Origin of the sequence: Paenibacillus chitinolyticus NBRC 15660, from assembly GCF_000739915.1 — a bacterium.
GTDB classification, from domain to species: Bacteria; Bacillota; Bacilli; order Paenibacillales; family NBRC-103111; genus Paenibacillus_F; species Paenibacillus_F chitinolyticus.
The window spans coordinates 548,393-561,848 of record NZ_BBJT01000003.1; the positions used below are offsets into that span (position 1 = coordinate 548,393).

At 47.5% G+C, this 13,456-nt stretch carries 13 protein-coding genes; 2 read left to right on the forward strand and 11 right to left on the reverse strand.

Annotated elements, in window-relative coordinates; genetic code table 11:
* Nucleotides 1-83: 83 nt before the first annotated feature.
* From PCH01S_RS07705 to PCH01S_RS07750, 10 genes are all read right to left on the reverse strand, one after another.
* Nucleotides 84-1,031, reverse strand: coding sequence for an ABC transporter substrate-binding protein (locus tag PCH01S_RS07705; RefSeq protein ID WP_042228189.1), 948 nt, complete (start codon nt 1,029-1,031; stop codon nt 84-86).
* Nucleotides 1,032-1,201: 170 nt separating this feature from the next.
* A complete protein-coding gene (locus PCH01S_RS29245; protein ID WP_053228672.1) occupies nt 1,202-2,275 on the reverse strand; it encodes a helix-turn-helix domain-containing protein in 1,074 nt (357 codons plus the stop codon).
* Between the two features lie 390 nt (nt 2,276-2,665).
* A complete protein-coding gene (locus PCH01S_RS07715; RefSeq protein ID WP_255246831.1) occupies nt 2,666-3,817 on the reverse strand; it encodes a basic secretory protein-like protein in 1,152 nt (383 codons plus the stop codon).
* A 15-nt stretch (nt 3,818-3,832) separates the two neighbouring features.
* Nucleotides 3,833-4,264, reverse strand: coding sequence for a discoidin domain-containing protein (locus PCH01S_RS31285; RefSeq protein ID WP_241688854.1), 432 nt, complete (start codon nt 4,262-4,264; stop codon nt 3,833-3,835).
* A gap of 123 nt (nt 4,265-4,387) precedes the next feature.
* On the reverse strand, nt 4,388-4,747 hold the full coding sequence (locus PCH01S_RS07720) for a GIY-YIG nuclease family protein (protein ID WP_042228191.1): 360 nt from the start codon (nt 4,745-4,747) through the stop codon (nt 4,388-4,390).
* 38 nt (nt 4,748-4,785) lie between these two features.
* On the reverse strand, nt 4,786-5,613 hold the full coding sequence (locus PCH01S_RS07725) for a vWA domain-containing protein (RefSeq protein ID WP_241688853.1): 828 nt from the start codon (nt 5,611-5,613) through the stop codon (nt 4,786-4,788).
* 278 nt (nt 5,614-5,891) lie between these two features.
* On the reverse strand, nt 5,892-6,995 hold the full coding sequence (locus tag PCH01S_RS07730; protein ID WP_042228193.1) for an AAA family ATPase: 1,104 nt from the start codon (nt 6,993-6,995) through the stop codon (nt 5,892-5,894).
* 22 nt (nt 6,996-7,017) lie between these two features.
* Nucleotides 7,018-7,497 carry a DUF6530 family protein gene (locus PCH01S_RS07735; RefSeq protein ID WP_042228856.1) on the reverse strand — a complete coding sequence of 160 codons (480 nt, stop codon included), beginning with the start codon at nt 7,495-7,497 and terminating at the stop codon, nt 7,018-7,020.
* Between the two features lie 616 nt (nt 7,498-8,113).
* Nucleotides 8,114-8,908, reverse strand: coding sequence for a hypothetical protein (locus PCH01S_RS07745; RefSeq protein WP_042228195.1), 795 nt, complete (start codon nt 8,906-8,908; stop codon nt 8,114-8,116).
* A gap of 51 nt (nt 8,909-8,959) precedes the next feature.
* Nucleotides 8,960-9,391, reverse strand: coding sequence for a GNAT family N-acetyltransferase (locus tag PCH01S_RS07750; protein WP_042228197.1), 432 nt, complete (start codon nt 9,389-9,391; stop codon nt 8,960-8,962).
* A gap of 81 nt (nt 9,392-9,472) precedes the next feature.
* Between PCH01S_RS07750 and PCH01S_RS07755 the strand changes: the two genes are divergently transcribed.
* Both PCH01S_RS07755 and PCH01S_RS07760 read left to right on the forward strand, forming a co-directional pair.
* Complete coding sequence (locus PCH01S_RS07755; protein WP_042228198.1) at nt 9,473-9,928, forward strand: SMI1/KNR4 family protein; 456 nt, start codon at nt 9,473-9,475, stop codon at nt 9,926-9,928.
* 268 nt (nt 9,929-10,196) lie between these two features.
* Nucleotides 10,197-11,072 carry a deoxyribonuclease IV gene (locus tag PCH01S_RS07760; protein WP_042228199.1) on the forward strand — a complete coding sequence of 292 codons (876 nt, stop codon included), beginning with the start codon at nt 10,197-10,199 and terminating at the stop codon, nt 11,070-11,072.
* Between the two features lie 214 nt (nt 11,073-11,286).
* Here the strand turns inward: PCH01S_RS07760 and PCH01S_RS07765 are convergent, their stop codons facing one another.
* Complete coding sequence (locus PCH01S_RS07765; RefSeq protein ID WP_241688852.1) at nt 11,287-13,107, reverse strand: AraC family transcriptional regulator; 1,821 nt, start codon at nt 13,105-13,107, stop codon at nt 11,287-11,289.
* Nucleotides 13,108-13,456: the final 349 nt, after the last annotated feature.

Below are 13,456 nucleotides of genomic sequence, written 5' to 3' on the forward strand. Positions count from 1 at the left end.
TTTATGTACTCAAAAACGAAATCATCCCTGCCCGAAAATCAGGCAAGGACACCCAGAGCTTCTATGCACAAAATTGGAGCTGTCTATTCGTTGCTTTTATGGTTTTTCAATATTTGCTTTCCGAGTCGGTCGAGCAACTCCATACGACCAATGGCCGTGAAGGAATAATTGTAATTGTCGATATTCGTTATTTTGTAGACATTCCCTTTCTGTACGGCTTTGAGATTGTTCCAAACTTTACTGTCGTTCATTGTGTTTTCGCTGTTCTCCATTAGTATCAAGTTGTCAGGATTGATGGTCGCTAAGGATTCAAGGTTTATTTCCCGCCCTCCCCAGCTTTCAGGTTCCGGAATGCCGTCCGTACGCTTCAATGCTAGATCCGTATAAATAAGCTCAGCAGTTCCGGATGAGGAGTAGATAACAAGATTTTTAGGATAGGTTTCGATTACAGCAAAGGTTTCGTTCCCAAGAACAGGTTCTAATTTTTTGCTCCATTCTTCTACCTTTCTGTCATACTCAGACAACCATTTATCCTTCTTCTCTTCTTCTCCAAAAAGATCCGCTAAAAAGGTAAAACGGTTTCTCCACTCGTAATAGGGATATGGCACAATCACTGTCGGGGCAACCTTGGATAGCTGCTCGTACAGATTTTCATTAAATAAGGTTCCCAGAATAATCAAATCCGGCTTAGCGGATACGACTAACTCCAGGCTGATCGGCTCTGCGTACCAACCCAAATTGACTGTATCTGCGCTTAAAAGATTTTTAATCGTTGGAGACAATACTGCTCTATTGCCGAAATCCGTATTTCCTGAAGCGATCGGTTGTATTCCAAGTAACAGAAGCTCCTCCGTCGATCCCGAAAGGTCGGCGATGCGCTTAGGATGGATCGGAATTTTAACCTTGCCGCCCTTGGCATTTTCAACCTCTTTAAATTTTTGTTGATTCTCCCCGTCGCGGGTCTCCTGGTTTCCACATGCGGTTAATACCAACATGCAACATAGGATGGCCAAAACTATTACTCGTTTCATCGTCTCTCCCTTTCATTTATCGATAACGATAATCATTATCAATTATTTTTTTTAAAAAAGGCCTTGACGATTGCTTCATAGCAACTGTCATGAACCAGTATCCCACTTCCTACCTTGATCCAGATACCCAAATCGGGAGTAAAAACCACAAATACGGATTTTGTTCTTTCTTAACGGCGAAATTGTCGGAAGTACTCAGAGGGATTGACACCGTACTTTCTTTTGAATTGTTCGGAAAAATGACCTGTCTTCCCGAAACCCGCTGCATAGGCCGCCTCAGTAATCTTCATTCTGCCTTCTTCTAACATGTGGAAGGCAGCTTCCAGCCTTCGGTCGATCACATAAGCATGAACCGGCATGCCAAACAGCAATTTGAATCCTTTTTTTAGTTTGAATTCGTTCAAACATACCCGCTTGGCGAGTGCTTCCAGACCAGGTGGGGACATCAAATCGCCGTCCAGTATGTCTTTGGCGAGATGAAGGCTTGCAACCTCTGTTCTGGACAGACCAAGCGGCGGAGAGGAGGTGTTCTTTTCCAAAATAACTTCGTAAAGATACAAGGCGATTAGTTCCAATATTTTGCCTTCCAAGTAAATATGCTTGATATCGCCATGGTAATAGCAGTGAATGATATCATGAACAATGCGTTTCATTCCGGATGTCATTTGACTATTATAGAAGAGTCGGGAATTTCCAGATAAAGCGGACGATATTTTGTGTAGCGGAAGATGGTGCAGGGGCCCAATGGACTCCATGTGATTAAGCTTTAGAGAAAGACCCTGAAAGTGACTGTCGACGTCATACTGACATCGATTGCTCGCTTGAATACTGCCAAAAGCGGAGACCTCCCATGGATCGAGTCCAAATTCGCCCTTTCTTCCTTCTACGCTCCAACGGATGCTGTCTCCGAGACAAAATCCAAGGTTTATGTTATTCCCTCCTTCTCTACTGCTCAGGGTCATATTTTTAGTAAAGCGCACGTCGCATATTACTAGGTCTATAGAAGAATACGTACGAATACATTTCCAGTAGCCCTTGCCCATCTCTTCAGGCACCTTCACTACCTGTTCAAAAGAGCATGTTCGATACATTTCATTTAGATTAAGTGTGAGTGCGCAGTTACTATTTTCTGCATTCGCAATCTCACAATATCGCTCAGCGCTTTGCATAAATTCAACCCCGTTTCTATCAGAAGCCGCCCTTTTCGGAGGACCACACATTTTCAAATGGATGGATATTATCATTGCAGGAGTTTCCCGATCGCGTCCACGAATGCTTGTTTCTACCGATTGGAAACTCATCACAAAACAATGATAATCATTATCAATTGAATTATCAATAGCAACCCAAGTATAGCCTTTTGATCCCCATTTCGATTATGGCCAGAAGGGCTCCCCTATGCTTTCAGAGAACGTCTTCAAATGCTATCTATGCTCCGGCTTGTTCTATTTCAGGTTATTTTGAATGAATTCTCGTACTCTTTGTGCCTTGTGAAGGCGTTGTAAACCGTGTACCAGTTCCTTGTCTTCCGAATCAAAAAACAAAAAAGAACGCAAACCTCGGAAATTCATCCGAAAATTTACGTTCTTCACAAAATAATTTCATCTTAGTTCAATCATCATTAACTTTCGCCGCTAATCAGACAACGTCGCCTGATATTGGCTCCAAAGCGTGTTCACGTCTGTTCCGGTAATCACTTTAAATTGATTTTCTTTCCACAACTGAACTTCATTTGCATTGCCGATGATGTTGTAAGGGATCGGGGCCGCGTTCAGTTCACGGATGAAGCCGCGTTTCTTCGAATCTTCAACCCAGCGAAGGAAGTTCGCCGTGCCTTTCGTCTGCCAAGTTCCACCCTTGGTGGCGCTATACCGGTCATGGTAGCCTGTTTCAAAGCGCAAGCTGTCGGCTATCGCTTCCACGTCAAAGTTGCTGTACTGATAAACATGACCAATCTCATGATAAAGAATGCCGATGATTTCTTCGCGAAGCGATTTGGAAGGGCTGGCCACGAATTTTTTCAGATACTGGGAACTGAAACCGACCGTCTTCTGCGTAGAGTCTCCCGATGTCCAAGCCACTCCGGGAACATCTTCAATGGTCACCAAGATTTTTTTGACGTCAACAGGGGCATCTGCGGGATTACTGTATAACAGTTCGTGTACTTTACGTGCGACCGTCAATATTTCTTTCTCGGCATTGGGAAGGGCTTTGGTGAATAAGCTGCCGTTGCCCGATGAATCCAGGTTTTTTACTTCGATGACCGGATTGACGGCATGCCCGATATCATTGGTGCGCGAAAATTCAACTTCCCCCAATTGTATGGAGTTTCCGCTGTGATTTTTTATATTGTTGAGCCTATAATATTGAAAGGCCTTGGTATTGTTCGTTAGAAGGTAATGCTTGCGCTGATGCCGAACGTTGAAGTTCTCATCGCTTTTCGTGTCTATACTGGTCCAGGTCTTGTCATCGTTGGAGCCTTGAAGAACCCAGCTTTTGGGATCGCGTTCGGGTCTGTCATTAGCTGCCGTAAGCGCGTAGCCATCGAGCGTCACTTGTTGGCCGAAGTCGAACTTAAGCCATGCGGTATCGTCTTTAATCAACCACTTGGTCACGCTTGTTCCATCCACCAGGTTCTCTTTGATGTTGGTAGGCGTATGTTCTCCGCTGGCTGTAACGGTGGGTTTGGTGGTACTCCATGTCTTTGCGCTGCCGTCGAATAATTTGATTTCAGAAAGCTGCAAAATACCGCTTCCGTTCTGATTATTAAAGTCATCGAATTTCACGAATTTATAAGCTGTCTAATTGGTAAAAGAGTACGTTTTCGCTTGATGCCGGGAGGTAAAGCTTTGATTCTGCCGTGTGTCCAGTTGAGTCCAGTTAGATCCGTCATTAGAGCCTTTTAATACCCAGCTTTTCGGGTCTCTGTAAGGTTCGTCCTCCGCGGAAGTAATGGTGTATGAGGTCACGACTTTCGCAGCGGAAAATTCATATTGCAGCCAGGCCGGACTGCTGAATGTCAACCATTTTGAAAAAACATCCTGGTCGAACGCTTTATCTTTCCCTTGGTGCGGCGCAAATTCTCCGCTTGCCGATACTTTCCCGTCTAAAGCCAAATTGGTCGGTATAGCGATCGAAGTCGGTTGTGCTGCTGCCGCAGATGGAAGGTGTACACTGCTGCTGAAGGCTATCCCTACGGCGGCCGCTAAAACAAGAGCTTTAAATTTCCTCACGTTTCGTCCTCTCCTCTATCCTTTTATTTGGTATTTACTTGTAAAATATACTATAAAAGGATATGTCTCTCACATAGCGAGAATTAAGGAAAGTTTTAAAAGGATATAAAAAAGTTCCTATTATCACTCTTCAGGCGGCTTATTATATCCCCTGTCCCCATAAGGCTGCAGCTTCTCCAGCCACCGCTTTTTCAACTGCTTACGCTCCCAGCGCATGTCTGTAATTTCCGAAGCCTCTTTCTGCTCCAACACCTCGAAGGCGAAGTTTTCCGCGCCCAGTTCCTTCCAATCTTTCTGAAGCTGGGAGTTGGCAAACCTACCCATGTCCAGTTGGGCTTGCAGGGTGATCCATTTGTTTTTCAGGTTGGGGTAGGTGTCCACGTATAGTTTACCGTTGGTCTTGTTGAGAATTTTAATGGCACCCATGTAGGTCTTCACCTGCTTGTATTCTTCCAAAAGCTCCTTGCGCTTGTTTTTGTCCATGTCTTTCTCTCCTTTCGCCTCTATATGATAAATGGATGTTACAAATACCGCGCAATAATCCGGACTAACTTAGCCGGCAAATCAGGCAGACTCGTGATATCCAAAAATCTCTCGCTTCCATAGATTTGATGAATGACATCCTTGTCCTGGCCTATCGCGGCTGCTAGAAAGGTGATTCCTTTGCGTTCATATTCGGCCATGGTCTGCTGCATATCCCGGACGGCGTAGGTTCCGGTATAATCGTCCATCGCTTTGGGCTGCCCGTCGCTTATGCTGATAAGCAATTTGGTCTGCTGCGGTGAAGCGGCTAACCGGTCTGCCATAATTCGAAGAGCCATTCCGTCTCGGTTGTTGCTTCTGGCGCGAATGCCCATCAGTCTGTACCGGTCGTTGGAATCGGTTTTGTCCAAATCGGTATAGGCGTAAATCGACATTTGTTCCAGCCTGGAAGCATCCGCCGTATCTCCGTAGATCAAGACGGGTATTCGGCAGATTTGGCAGAACTCATAGACGGCTATCACTGCACGTTTTGCGGCTTCCAGCCTCCCGAAAGCGGACATGGATGCCGATTCGTCAACCCTTAGACCGACCACAAGAGAAGGAGAATCGGTTGGCGGAAGTTTCTTGGCAAACGTCCTGAAATCCCGGTATGCAATGCTGTCCGCCTGAAATTTGCTGCCGTAATATTGACGCCTCGCAAATTCCGAAGATGTCTCGTGTTCCAGCAGCGGAAGTGTTTTTCTGGCAATCTCCCGGACGACAGGCATCAGTTCCTCACTTAGGCGGGCATATTCCCGTTCGGAATCGTTATCATAATCCGGACGGTGAACAATAAGCTTCACCTTGTTATGAATGGAACCGGACACGATCTCCCGGGCGTCGCGATTCAGCTTTTTGCGGTAATCCCGCTCCTTTTGCTTGGCTTCCTCAGACTTCGTTTCAAAATTGGCCTGATGATATTTCGCAGCCCCGTCCTCTTCCCTATCCGAAAATTCCGTGGTGGTGGAGTCATCCGAAACATCGGCTGTATTTTCGTCACTATCAGCGGATTTTTTTAAAACGATCCCTGGTTCTTCAAGCTCATCCTCCGGTTCAAGTTCCGTGCTACCGATCGTTCCCTCTGTTTTTAGTTCCGCTTCGTCCGTTATTCTTTTTTTTTTGCTTCGGCATCGACTTGGTCAAGCACGTCCAGTAATCCACGGTTTTTTAACGCCTCTTCTAGCAAGCTGATTTCTTCGGAATCGGTTGTAATCTTGTAGATGACTTTGTGGTAAAGGGACTCTTTGGCTATTGCGCCGCCGGCAACCGCATCCGCCCAGTAAAAGAAGGAACGCATGCCCGCGACGCCTTTAATCGCATGGGCCCGGGCTGTTTTATCCAAAACCACAATGACATCCGCTAAAATAGCGAGTACCTTCTCATTCTTGTAGCCGGTTTTAGACATGGCCCGCTCTACCATGATTTCTTTGGTCGGCAGGTCCATCTTCTCCGTATGCTGCACTCTGTCGCGCAGGGCTTCGTTTAACGGTCTTGTTCCCGCATAACTGCGGTTGGTTGTGATGACCGCGACGAAATCCGGGTGTCTGCGAATGATTTCCGTAGGAAGGTTAATGCTGCCGTCCGGCTCCAAGGCGGAGTTGAGCGCCATAAGCACCGCGGCGTCCCGGATAACGGTCGGTTCCTGAATTTCAAGAAGATAGCCGTTGCGATAGGCTCTGACGATTTCGGAAGGATAAAACCGGTACTCCACCACATCGTCACCGGAGTTTTGCTCTATCTTATTCAGCAGCTGCTTCATCGTTAAAGCCGCCTCTTCCCGGGTACCTCCAAGCACGTTCATCACGAGTTCAGCCGCGCTTTGAAAGCCGTCGCTATCATATAAGGCTCTCAAGACGGTTTGCTCTGCCGGTTCCATCTTCTCAACTCGATCACCTGAAATAACCGGCAATATGGCTCCGATAATATCGGATTTATCCATATCGGCAAAACAGGTCACTTTCGTATAAGGCAGCCCCAAATCAGCCGACAAGGCTTTGGCAAGCTGGGTTTTACCGGAGCCCGCGTCCCCTTCGAGCAAAATATTGGCGATTTTCATTTCCCCGTGGTTCCAGTTGCGCTTGATTTCTTGGCAAATCCGAATTTCCTCTTCGCTGACCTTATGGGAGGCCGGCTTTTTCCAAACCAGTGCTTGTTCTCCATCCGTCAGTTGCCTGTCTGGAGACACGTAATAATCCTGATTGACGTTCATCTCTTTTCACCTCTTAAAAGGGTCAATACCCCATTTCCTCCAACAGCCGGGATAACACGCGAAGCCGCTCCCCGATCATTTCGCCATCCTCGCTAAGAGCCTGGGCAAACAGCTTAATGTCTTGATCCAGCATGGGATTGTCCTCGCAAACGGATACACTCATCGCATCCCCCTGCAGCCCGATTCGGTCGATCATGGGGTTCTCGGGATCATACAATTTCGGGAAGCGGTAGGCATCCTGGAAATATAAGCTGCTTCTGCAAATCAGAATAGCAAGGTCAAGAACACGGTGCATAGGCAGCTCCTCGGACTGTCTGGACCACTTCTCTCCCGTGTGTCTCCATACTTTTGCCGAAATATCGACCTTTCCCCGGTCATTCCACTGGGCCAGCCCCAGAGACAATCCTTTGGCGTCCGTGTTGCGGGCGAGGCGTCCGTCGACCTGCTCGTAATTTTCGGATACGATGACCGGCTTATGTTTTAACGTTGTCGGGATTTTCATCATTAACACGCTCCAATTCAATTTCGATAAATTTATGGTTCACTAATTTACTAATTTACTAAATTACTAAATCTAAAGTTATCATACTCTTCATCCCAAAGTCTGTCAATCGGGGCAAGTTGCTCAAAAAAAAGGACCGTTAAACCAGTCGGTTCAGCGGCCCTGTGCGATATGGATTAAAGTGAAGGAGAGGATTTAGTACTAATCCGAAATATTAGTTTTGTAAACAGCAGCGCAAAATAAAAAATCATTGAAGCAACCCATCCCAACTTCAGGACAAATTCCTCCAGGAACCCCAAGTAAATGTTATACACCAATGAAATCACCGTACCTGTAATTAAAAACATAATGAGCAGAGCTAACTTTCTCTTATATTCTTTCTGAAAAAAACGTTGGCTAATTTTCTCCAATACAAAAGAAACAGGGGTGCCGATCAACAAAATTAAAGGGATGCCATAAAAACCGAATAAGAATAATAGAGTTGGAAAATCAATTAACATCTTGTTCAGAAAGTAAGCACTCATGGAAAAAGTAAAAAGTACAGATGTTATTAAAGCAGCCGTAAGATATTTGATTATTATTCCTCCTTTCAAAGTCCTATCTTAATAGTCTTTCCCTACAAATACGCCCCGAAATAAAACTCCATCGCTTCCCGCGAATAACGGTCATCCCCCTGCCAAACCGCCACGGAATTGAAATCATGGTCTCCGCCGCGACGCTTGCGAGGTGTGTCCCTCGGCACCAGCAATCCGGCATACCCCCATATTTCCATGACTACATCCCGTTCATTTTTGCTCGAGGGGAGTATATCCTTCCAGCGCTTTTCCAGCTTCCGGGCGCTGTCATGATCCTCACATTCCTGAATCGCTTCAATCATGCTGCAAAGGATGGTCCTATCCTCGGCGGTAACCTCAAAGGCTTCTTCTTTGCTGAACAATTCGAGATCCAGCCAGCAGTAAAGAAGCTGGTTCAAACGGATTCCTCCCCATTTGATCCGCTCGAAATTCAGCACGTTCAGATCCGCATTCACATATTCGCGGTCCGACATGATCCCCCGGTAATTGCAGTCCCCGCAGCTGCTGTAATTGGGCCGCACTGCGCTCCGTTCGCCATATGTATGAAGGGGCATCTCCGCAGTCAAAGCCCAGCTTGAAAGAGCGCTTCGCAAATGAACCTTTTTGGTAGAAAGACTATGCAGAAACGCGGCGGCTACACGCTCTTTGGTGATGGTCTGATGGAGGTCGCGAAGCCGTTTGACCAGTTCGTCATGCCCAGTGTTAAGGGGATCGAACATGAGTCCTTTGCTTTTGGCATACTCAAAATCCTCACCGGCATAAACTTCCGGTCTGTTTTTCCAGCCCGCGGCAGACCAAAAAGTGGTTGCCAATATTTTTTTCGCTTTTTTATCCACTCGATTCACGTCCTTGTCCGTTTCTCCATTACCCGAACCATACTTTCCATCCTATTTAGAAGATGACAGGGTTGGTAACAATCTCTTTGTCATGATGATTTCGAGGGGTTCGTTTTCGAGCAGCAAACATCCCGCATCCCGGTACCCCAGCTTTCTGTAAAAGTGCTGCGCTTCTTCATTGGCCAAGGTAGATGTCATAACGAGCTTGAACCCGCGCTGCGTCATTTCCTTTTCCCAAAAAAGGACAACTTCTTTCCCGAAACCTCCGCCCCGATACGGTTCGTCGATCCAGAGCATGTTCATAAACGGAGTGTTATCCCAAAAGTATCCGTATCTCATCCAACCGATGTTCACGTTCTCTTCATTCCGCAGCATATAAATTTCCTTGCTTCTAATTTTGGGCAGAATCAGACTTTCTTTCATATGAGGGTCGCGATCACGCAGGTAATCAAAATCCGTATCGGCTGCCGAAACAATTTGCATGGTATTTCTCCTTTATTTTTAATAGGTTATACTTTATCTATCATAAACCATCCGAACGTGAAAGAAAGAGGGACCCCGACTATGAAAAACCATGCATGGAAAAAAATCGAGCAGTACTATGGAATCGTCTTCCCATCCGATTATTTAAACTTTCTGCAAAAGGTGGAGCAACATGGATATAACTTCGTTGAAAACGGAGACGTCACCGACTGGGAAATCCGATTTTCCGAGCTGGATGAACGCTTCATCGAAACAAACCGGAGTCTTGTGGATGAGGTGAATCCCGATCCCAAACGGCTCATTCCTTTTGCGTGGAGCGTAAGCAGCGGCAACAACTACTTGTTCGATTACCGCACGAACCTCTCCTGCCCTGCCGTTGTTCTCATGGATCACGAGGAAGCGATGGTGCGGGAGGACGCGGAAAGCGAGTCTGAAACGCTCGAAGAAGCGCAGGAGCTGATGGAGCAGAACGTCAGGAAGGCAGCCGACAATTTTGCCGAATTTGCCGCCCGCCTGCAACCTTATACAGCCGAGTAACTCTATTCCCGGGATAGCCCGCTGCATTTCTGTCGCAAAACTTGGCACATTCATTATTACGATCGAGTAATGCCGCGAAGGGCCGTGGAATTCTTCCCGGCCTTTATTGGTTTCCCTGCATCTCCCTCTCAACACAAGAAGCAGCAACTGTTAAACTAGGATTAAGCGGTTAATGGACGCCACCGAGAAATGATTCCAAGCATAAATGATACCTCCCCCGACGTTCTTCCATCACCAAGACATCCTACAAATGACAGGGGGCGAGAACATGTCGCTGCTTATCGGTTCGCACGTATCCATGAGCGGGAAAACGATGCTGCTTCGGGCAAGCGAAGAAGCGGCCTCTTACGGCGCAACGACTTTTCTGATTTACACGGGTGCCCCGCAAAATACACGGCGCAAACCTATCGAAGCGTTCAACCTTGATGCGGGGAAAGCGCATATGAAAGCCCATGGCATTTCGAATATCGTGGTTCACGCCCCTTTTCTCATTAATTTGGGGAATACCGTGAATCCGCGGACTTTCGAGTACAGCATTGAGTTTCTGCGTTCTGAAATTCAGCGGACGGAAGTGTTGGGATCGAATCAGATCGTCCTTCACCCCGGCGCACATATGGGAGCGGGAGCCGAGGCCGGGATTCGGAAAATTATCGAGGGATTGAACGAGGTTCTGACGGAGAAAAGGGACGTCCAAGTCTCGCTCGAAACGATGGCGGGCAAAGGAACGGAATGCGGCCGGACGTTCGATGAACTTGCCCGGATCATCGACGGGGTCACCCATAATGAGCGGCTATCCGTCTGCCTCGATACGTGTCATATCCACGATGCCGGTTACAACATCGCCGAGAATTTCGACGGAGTTTTGCATGAATTCGATCAAATCGTCGGGCTGGACCGCATTCGGGTCATTCATGTCAATGATTCCAAAAACGAACGAGGCTCCCGCAAAGACCGGCATGAAAACATCGGACACGGTTTCATCGGGCTTAAAGCCCTTGATTATATCGTCCATCACCCCCGGTTTGATAGAGTGCCTAAACTGTTGGAGACCCCCTCTATCGGTCCGGTTAAATATAAAAACGCTCCGTATAAACATGAGATCGCTCTGCTGCGCAGAGAGGTCGCGGAGCCGATCGACAAGTAATCAAGACATGCGGAATCTTAGCCTGTTCATGGGAAATTCAGCTGTAGCTGCGCACATCCGCGAGCCGTGAACAGAAAAATAGGGCACGGAGGGGAGTTCAAACAGATCCGCTCCCCCGCGCTTTGTTTCCCTATAACAAAACCACAGCCGCACGGGCTGTGGTTTTTTGTCTGCAAGCAAGAACGGTGACACTGATCGCGGACCGTTTGCGTATTTAGTTTATCCGCTTTTCCGCCTTCGCCAGCAGGTTGTCCATAACAAAATCCAACTGCTTGTCCAGCGAATAGATGTCGTTGTAGTACGACAAACCGAAACTGATCTCGATTAGCCGTCCTTCCTTCACCGCGGGAATTTGTTTCCAGGCAGGATTTTGGGACAAATCCTCCATCCCTTCGTACGCCGAACGGAACACATAATCGCCCGAGTATTGATTGAGCGCTTCCAACGAGACGTTCTTCGAGCTCGCCGCTTTGCTCCCCGCATCGATATCTCTTTGAAGGACAGCAGGTGCTTTCATGCCTAAATATTCATAGATAACCTGGGAACCGCGGCCGTAGTTTCGGGATGAAATGACAGCCATGCTGCCTTTCCCGCCTTCCATTATGGTAACGGTTTTATCATAAATCCCCGCCTGCTTCAGCTTTTCCTTGCTTTGTTCCACCTTCTTATGGAAGTTGTCCAGCAGTTTGGCGGATTCCTTCTCCTTACCGAGCGCTTCCGCAAGCTTATTCAACCGTTCCTCCATCGTCATCTGTTCATAAGGGATGTAGACGGTAGGTGCGATTTTGTTCAGCATTCCGTAGGTCTCTTCCGAAGGGACGATAATCAGATCGGGCTCCAGAGCAAGCACGGCTTCCGGACTTGGTTTGAACCATTCGCCGAGCGACCGGACTCCCGACAGTTCCTTTTCAAACGCCGCTCCTTTGTAAACGTCCGATATCCCCACGGGCATCACATCGAAAGCCAGCACATCGCCCAGTAAATACAAAACGACGACCCGTTTGGGATTCACGGGAATTTCGACGTCGCCTTTGGCGGTGGAAATCATCTTAGTCGAAGGCTTGCTTGGCGCAGTCTGACTGCTGTCGGTGTTGGCGGCAACAGAAGCCGGACTGGACGAAGGAAGCGAATTGCCGTTTGCGGAACCGCCCGTCTTGCCCGTCGAACATGCGCTGAGCAGGATCATCAAGCAAAGCAGCAAAGTGATTGCTGCGGAAGGTCTTCTGCTGTATAACATGGGGAAGTTTAGCTCCTTTTTATATTGAGAATGATTATCATATTCAATATAATTCAGCCTATCTCTTCCCGCAATGTCAAATACGGCCGTATCCGATGGCAAATCAGGACAGCTTCTCCTGTTTCTTTGTTCCGTCCGGTAGCGGACCGGCGCGATTCCAACCTGTTTTTTGAACATTTTAGCCAATGAATAACTGTCGGGATACCCGATGCTTTCGGCAATCTCCTGCAAGGTCAAATCCGTCGACAGCAGCATTTCCTTCGCTTTGTTCAGGCGGAGCCGGATTATATAATCAATCGGGCTTGTGCCGGTTTTGCGTTTGAACAATCTGGTTAAATGCCGGGGGCTGCTGCCGAGCAGTTCCGCTAATTTCTCCAGGGTAACAGGCTCTGTGTAATTCTCCTGCATATAGCGGCGGGCTTGGTCTACGACATCCGCTTTTGCAGCCGGAATGTTGCGGGCGTGCACCTGGGCCAGTACTTCATACACGAACTGATAAAACAGCGCTTTTACATGAAGCCGCTCCAGATTCCCCTGCGTCACCCATTCCTGATGCATAAGCCGGATTTTGCTCATCAGAGAAAGAGGGTGATGCGGCGTAAGGCCATACTGCAGCTGAAACGGATTGCAGTTGTTCGCCAACTGAGCCGCTTCTTTTCGTAAAGGGACGGGAAAATACGCTTTGTAATAGAGCAGATAATAGCTGAACGGTTCTTCAACCGCATAAATATCTAAACGGCTGCCTTTGCCCCCATGCAGAACATGAAAACCGCTTATCTCAAAAAGCTCGCCGTCCATTCGAACACACGCTCTCCCGCTCACCGTGTACATAAAACAGCAGGCCGGCACATTCCATGACCGAATTTCCCCGTCCGAAATCGGCGCTATGCGGCGGACGTCCAAGATTTTAACGGACGCCTCATTCCAAAGGAATAAAGGGTCGTCTATCCGCATCAATTTCACCAACTCCTCGGAACCATGCGGGTTCATTATCCGTTTATTATAATTGATAATGGTTCTCATTATCAATTATAAATTTTCAATAGGCCTCGGCCTTCCGGAAGCTTTTGCTGGGGATTTCAGCAAATTAGGAGCCTTTTTGCCCGGATTGGTTTTCCATCGGACAAATGTAAAGCACGCTCATTCC

Bases quoted from the DNA above. Each gene is read 5' to 3' on its own strand.
- PCH01S_RS07735 (WP_042228856.1), bottom strand. From the start codon at position 7,497: ATGAAAATCCCGACAACGTTAAAACATAAGCCGGTCATCGTATCCGAA.
- PCH01S_RS07705 (WP_042228189.1), bottom strand. From the start codon at position 1,031: ATGAAACGAGTAATAGTTTTGGCCATCCTATGTTGCATGTTGGTATTA.
- PCH01S_RS29245 (WP_053228672.1), bottom strand. From the start codon at position 2,275: ATGATAATATCCATCCATTTGAAAATGTGTGGTCCTCCGAAAAGGGCG.
- PCH01S_RS07760 (WP_042228199.1), top strand. From the start codon at position 10,197: ATGTCGCTGCTTATCGGTTCGCACGTATCCATGAGCGGGAAAACGATG.
- PCH01S_RS07720 (WP_042228191.1), bottom strand. From the start codon at position 4,747: ATGGACAAAAACAAGCGCAAGGAGCTTTTGGAAGAATACAAGCAGGTG.
- PCH01S_RS07755 (WP_042228198.1), top strand. From the start codon at position 9,473: ATGAAAAACCATGCATGGAAAAAAATCGAGCAGTACTATGGAATCGTC.
- PCH01S_RS07730 (WP_042228193.1), bottom strand. From the start codon at position 6,995: ATGAACGTCAATCAGGATTATTACGTGTCTCCAGACAGGCAACTGACG.
- PCH01S_RS07765 (WP_241688852.1), bottom strand. From the start codon at position 13,107: ATGGACGGCGAGCTTTTTGAGATAAGCGGTTTTCATGTTCTGCATGGG.
- PCH01S_RS07750 (WP_042228197.1), bottom strand. From the start codon at position 9,391: ATGCAAATTGTTTCGGCAGCCGATACGGATTTTGATTACCTGCGTGAT.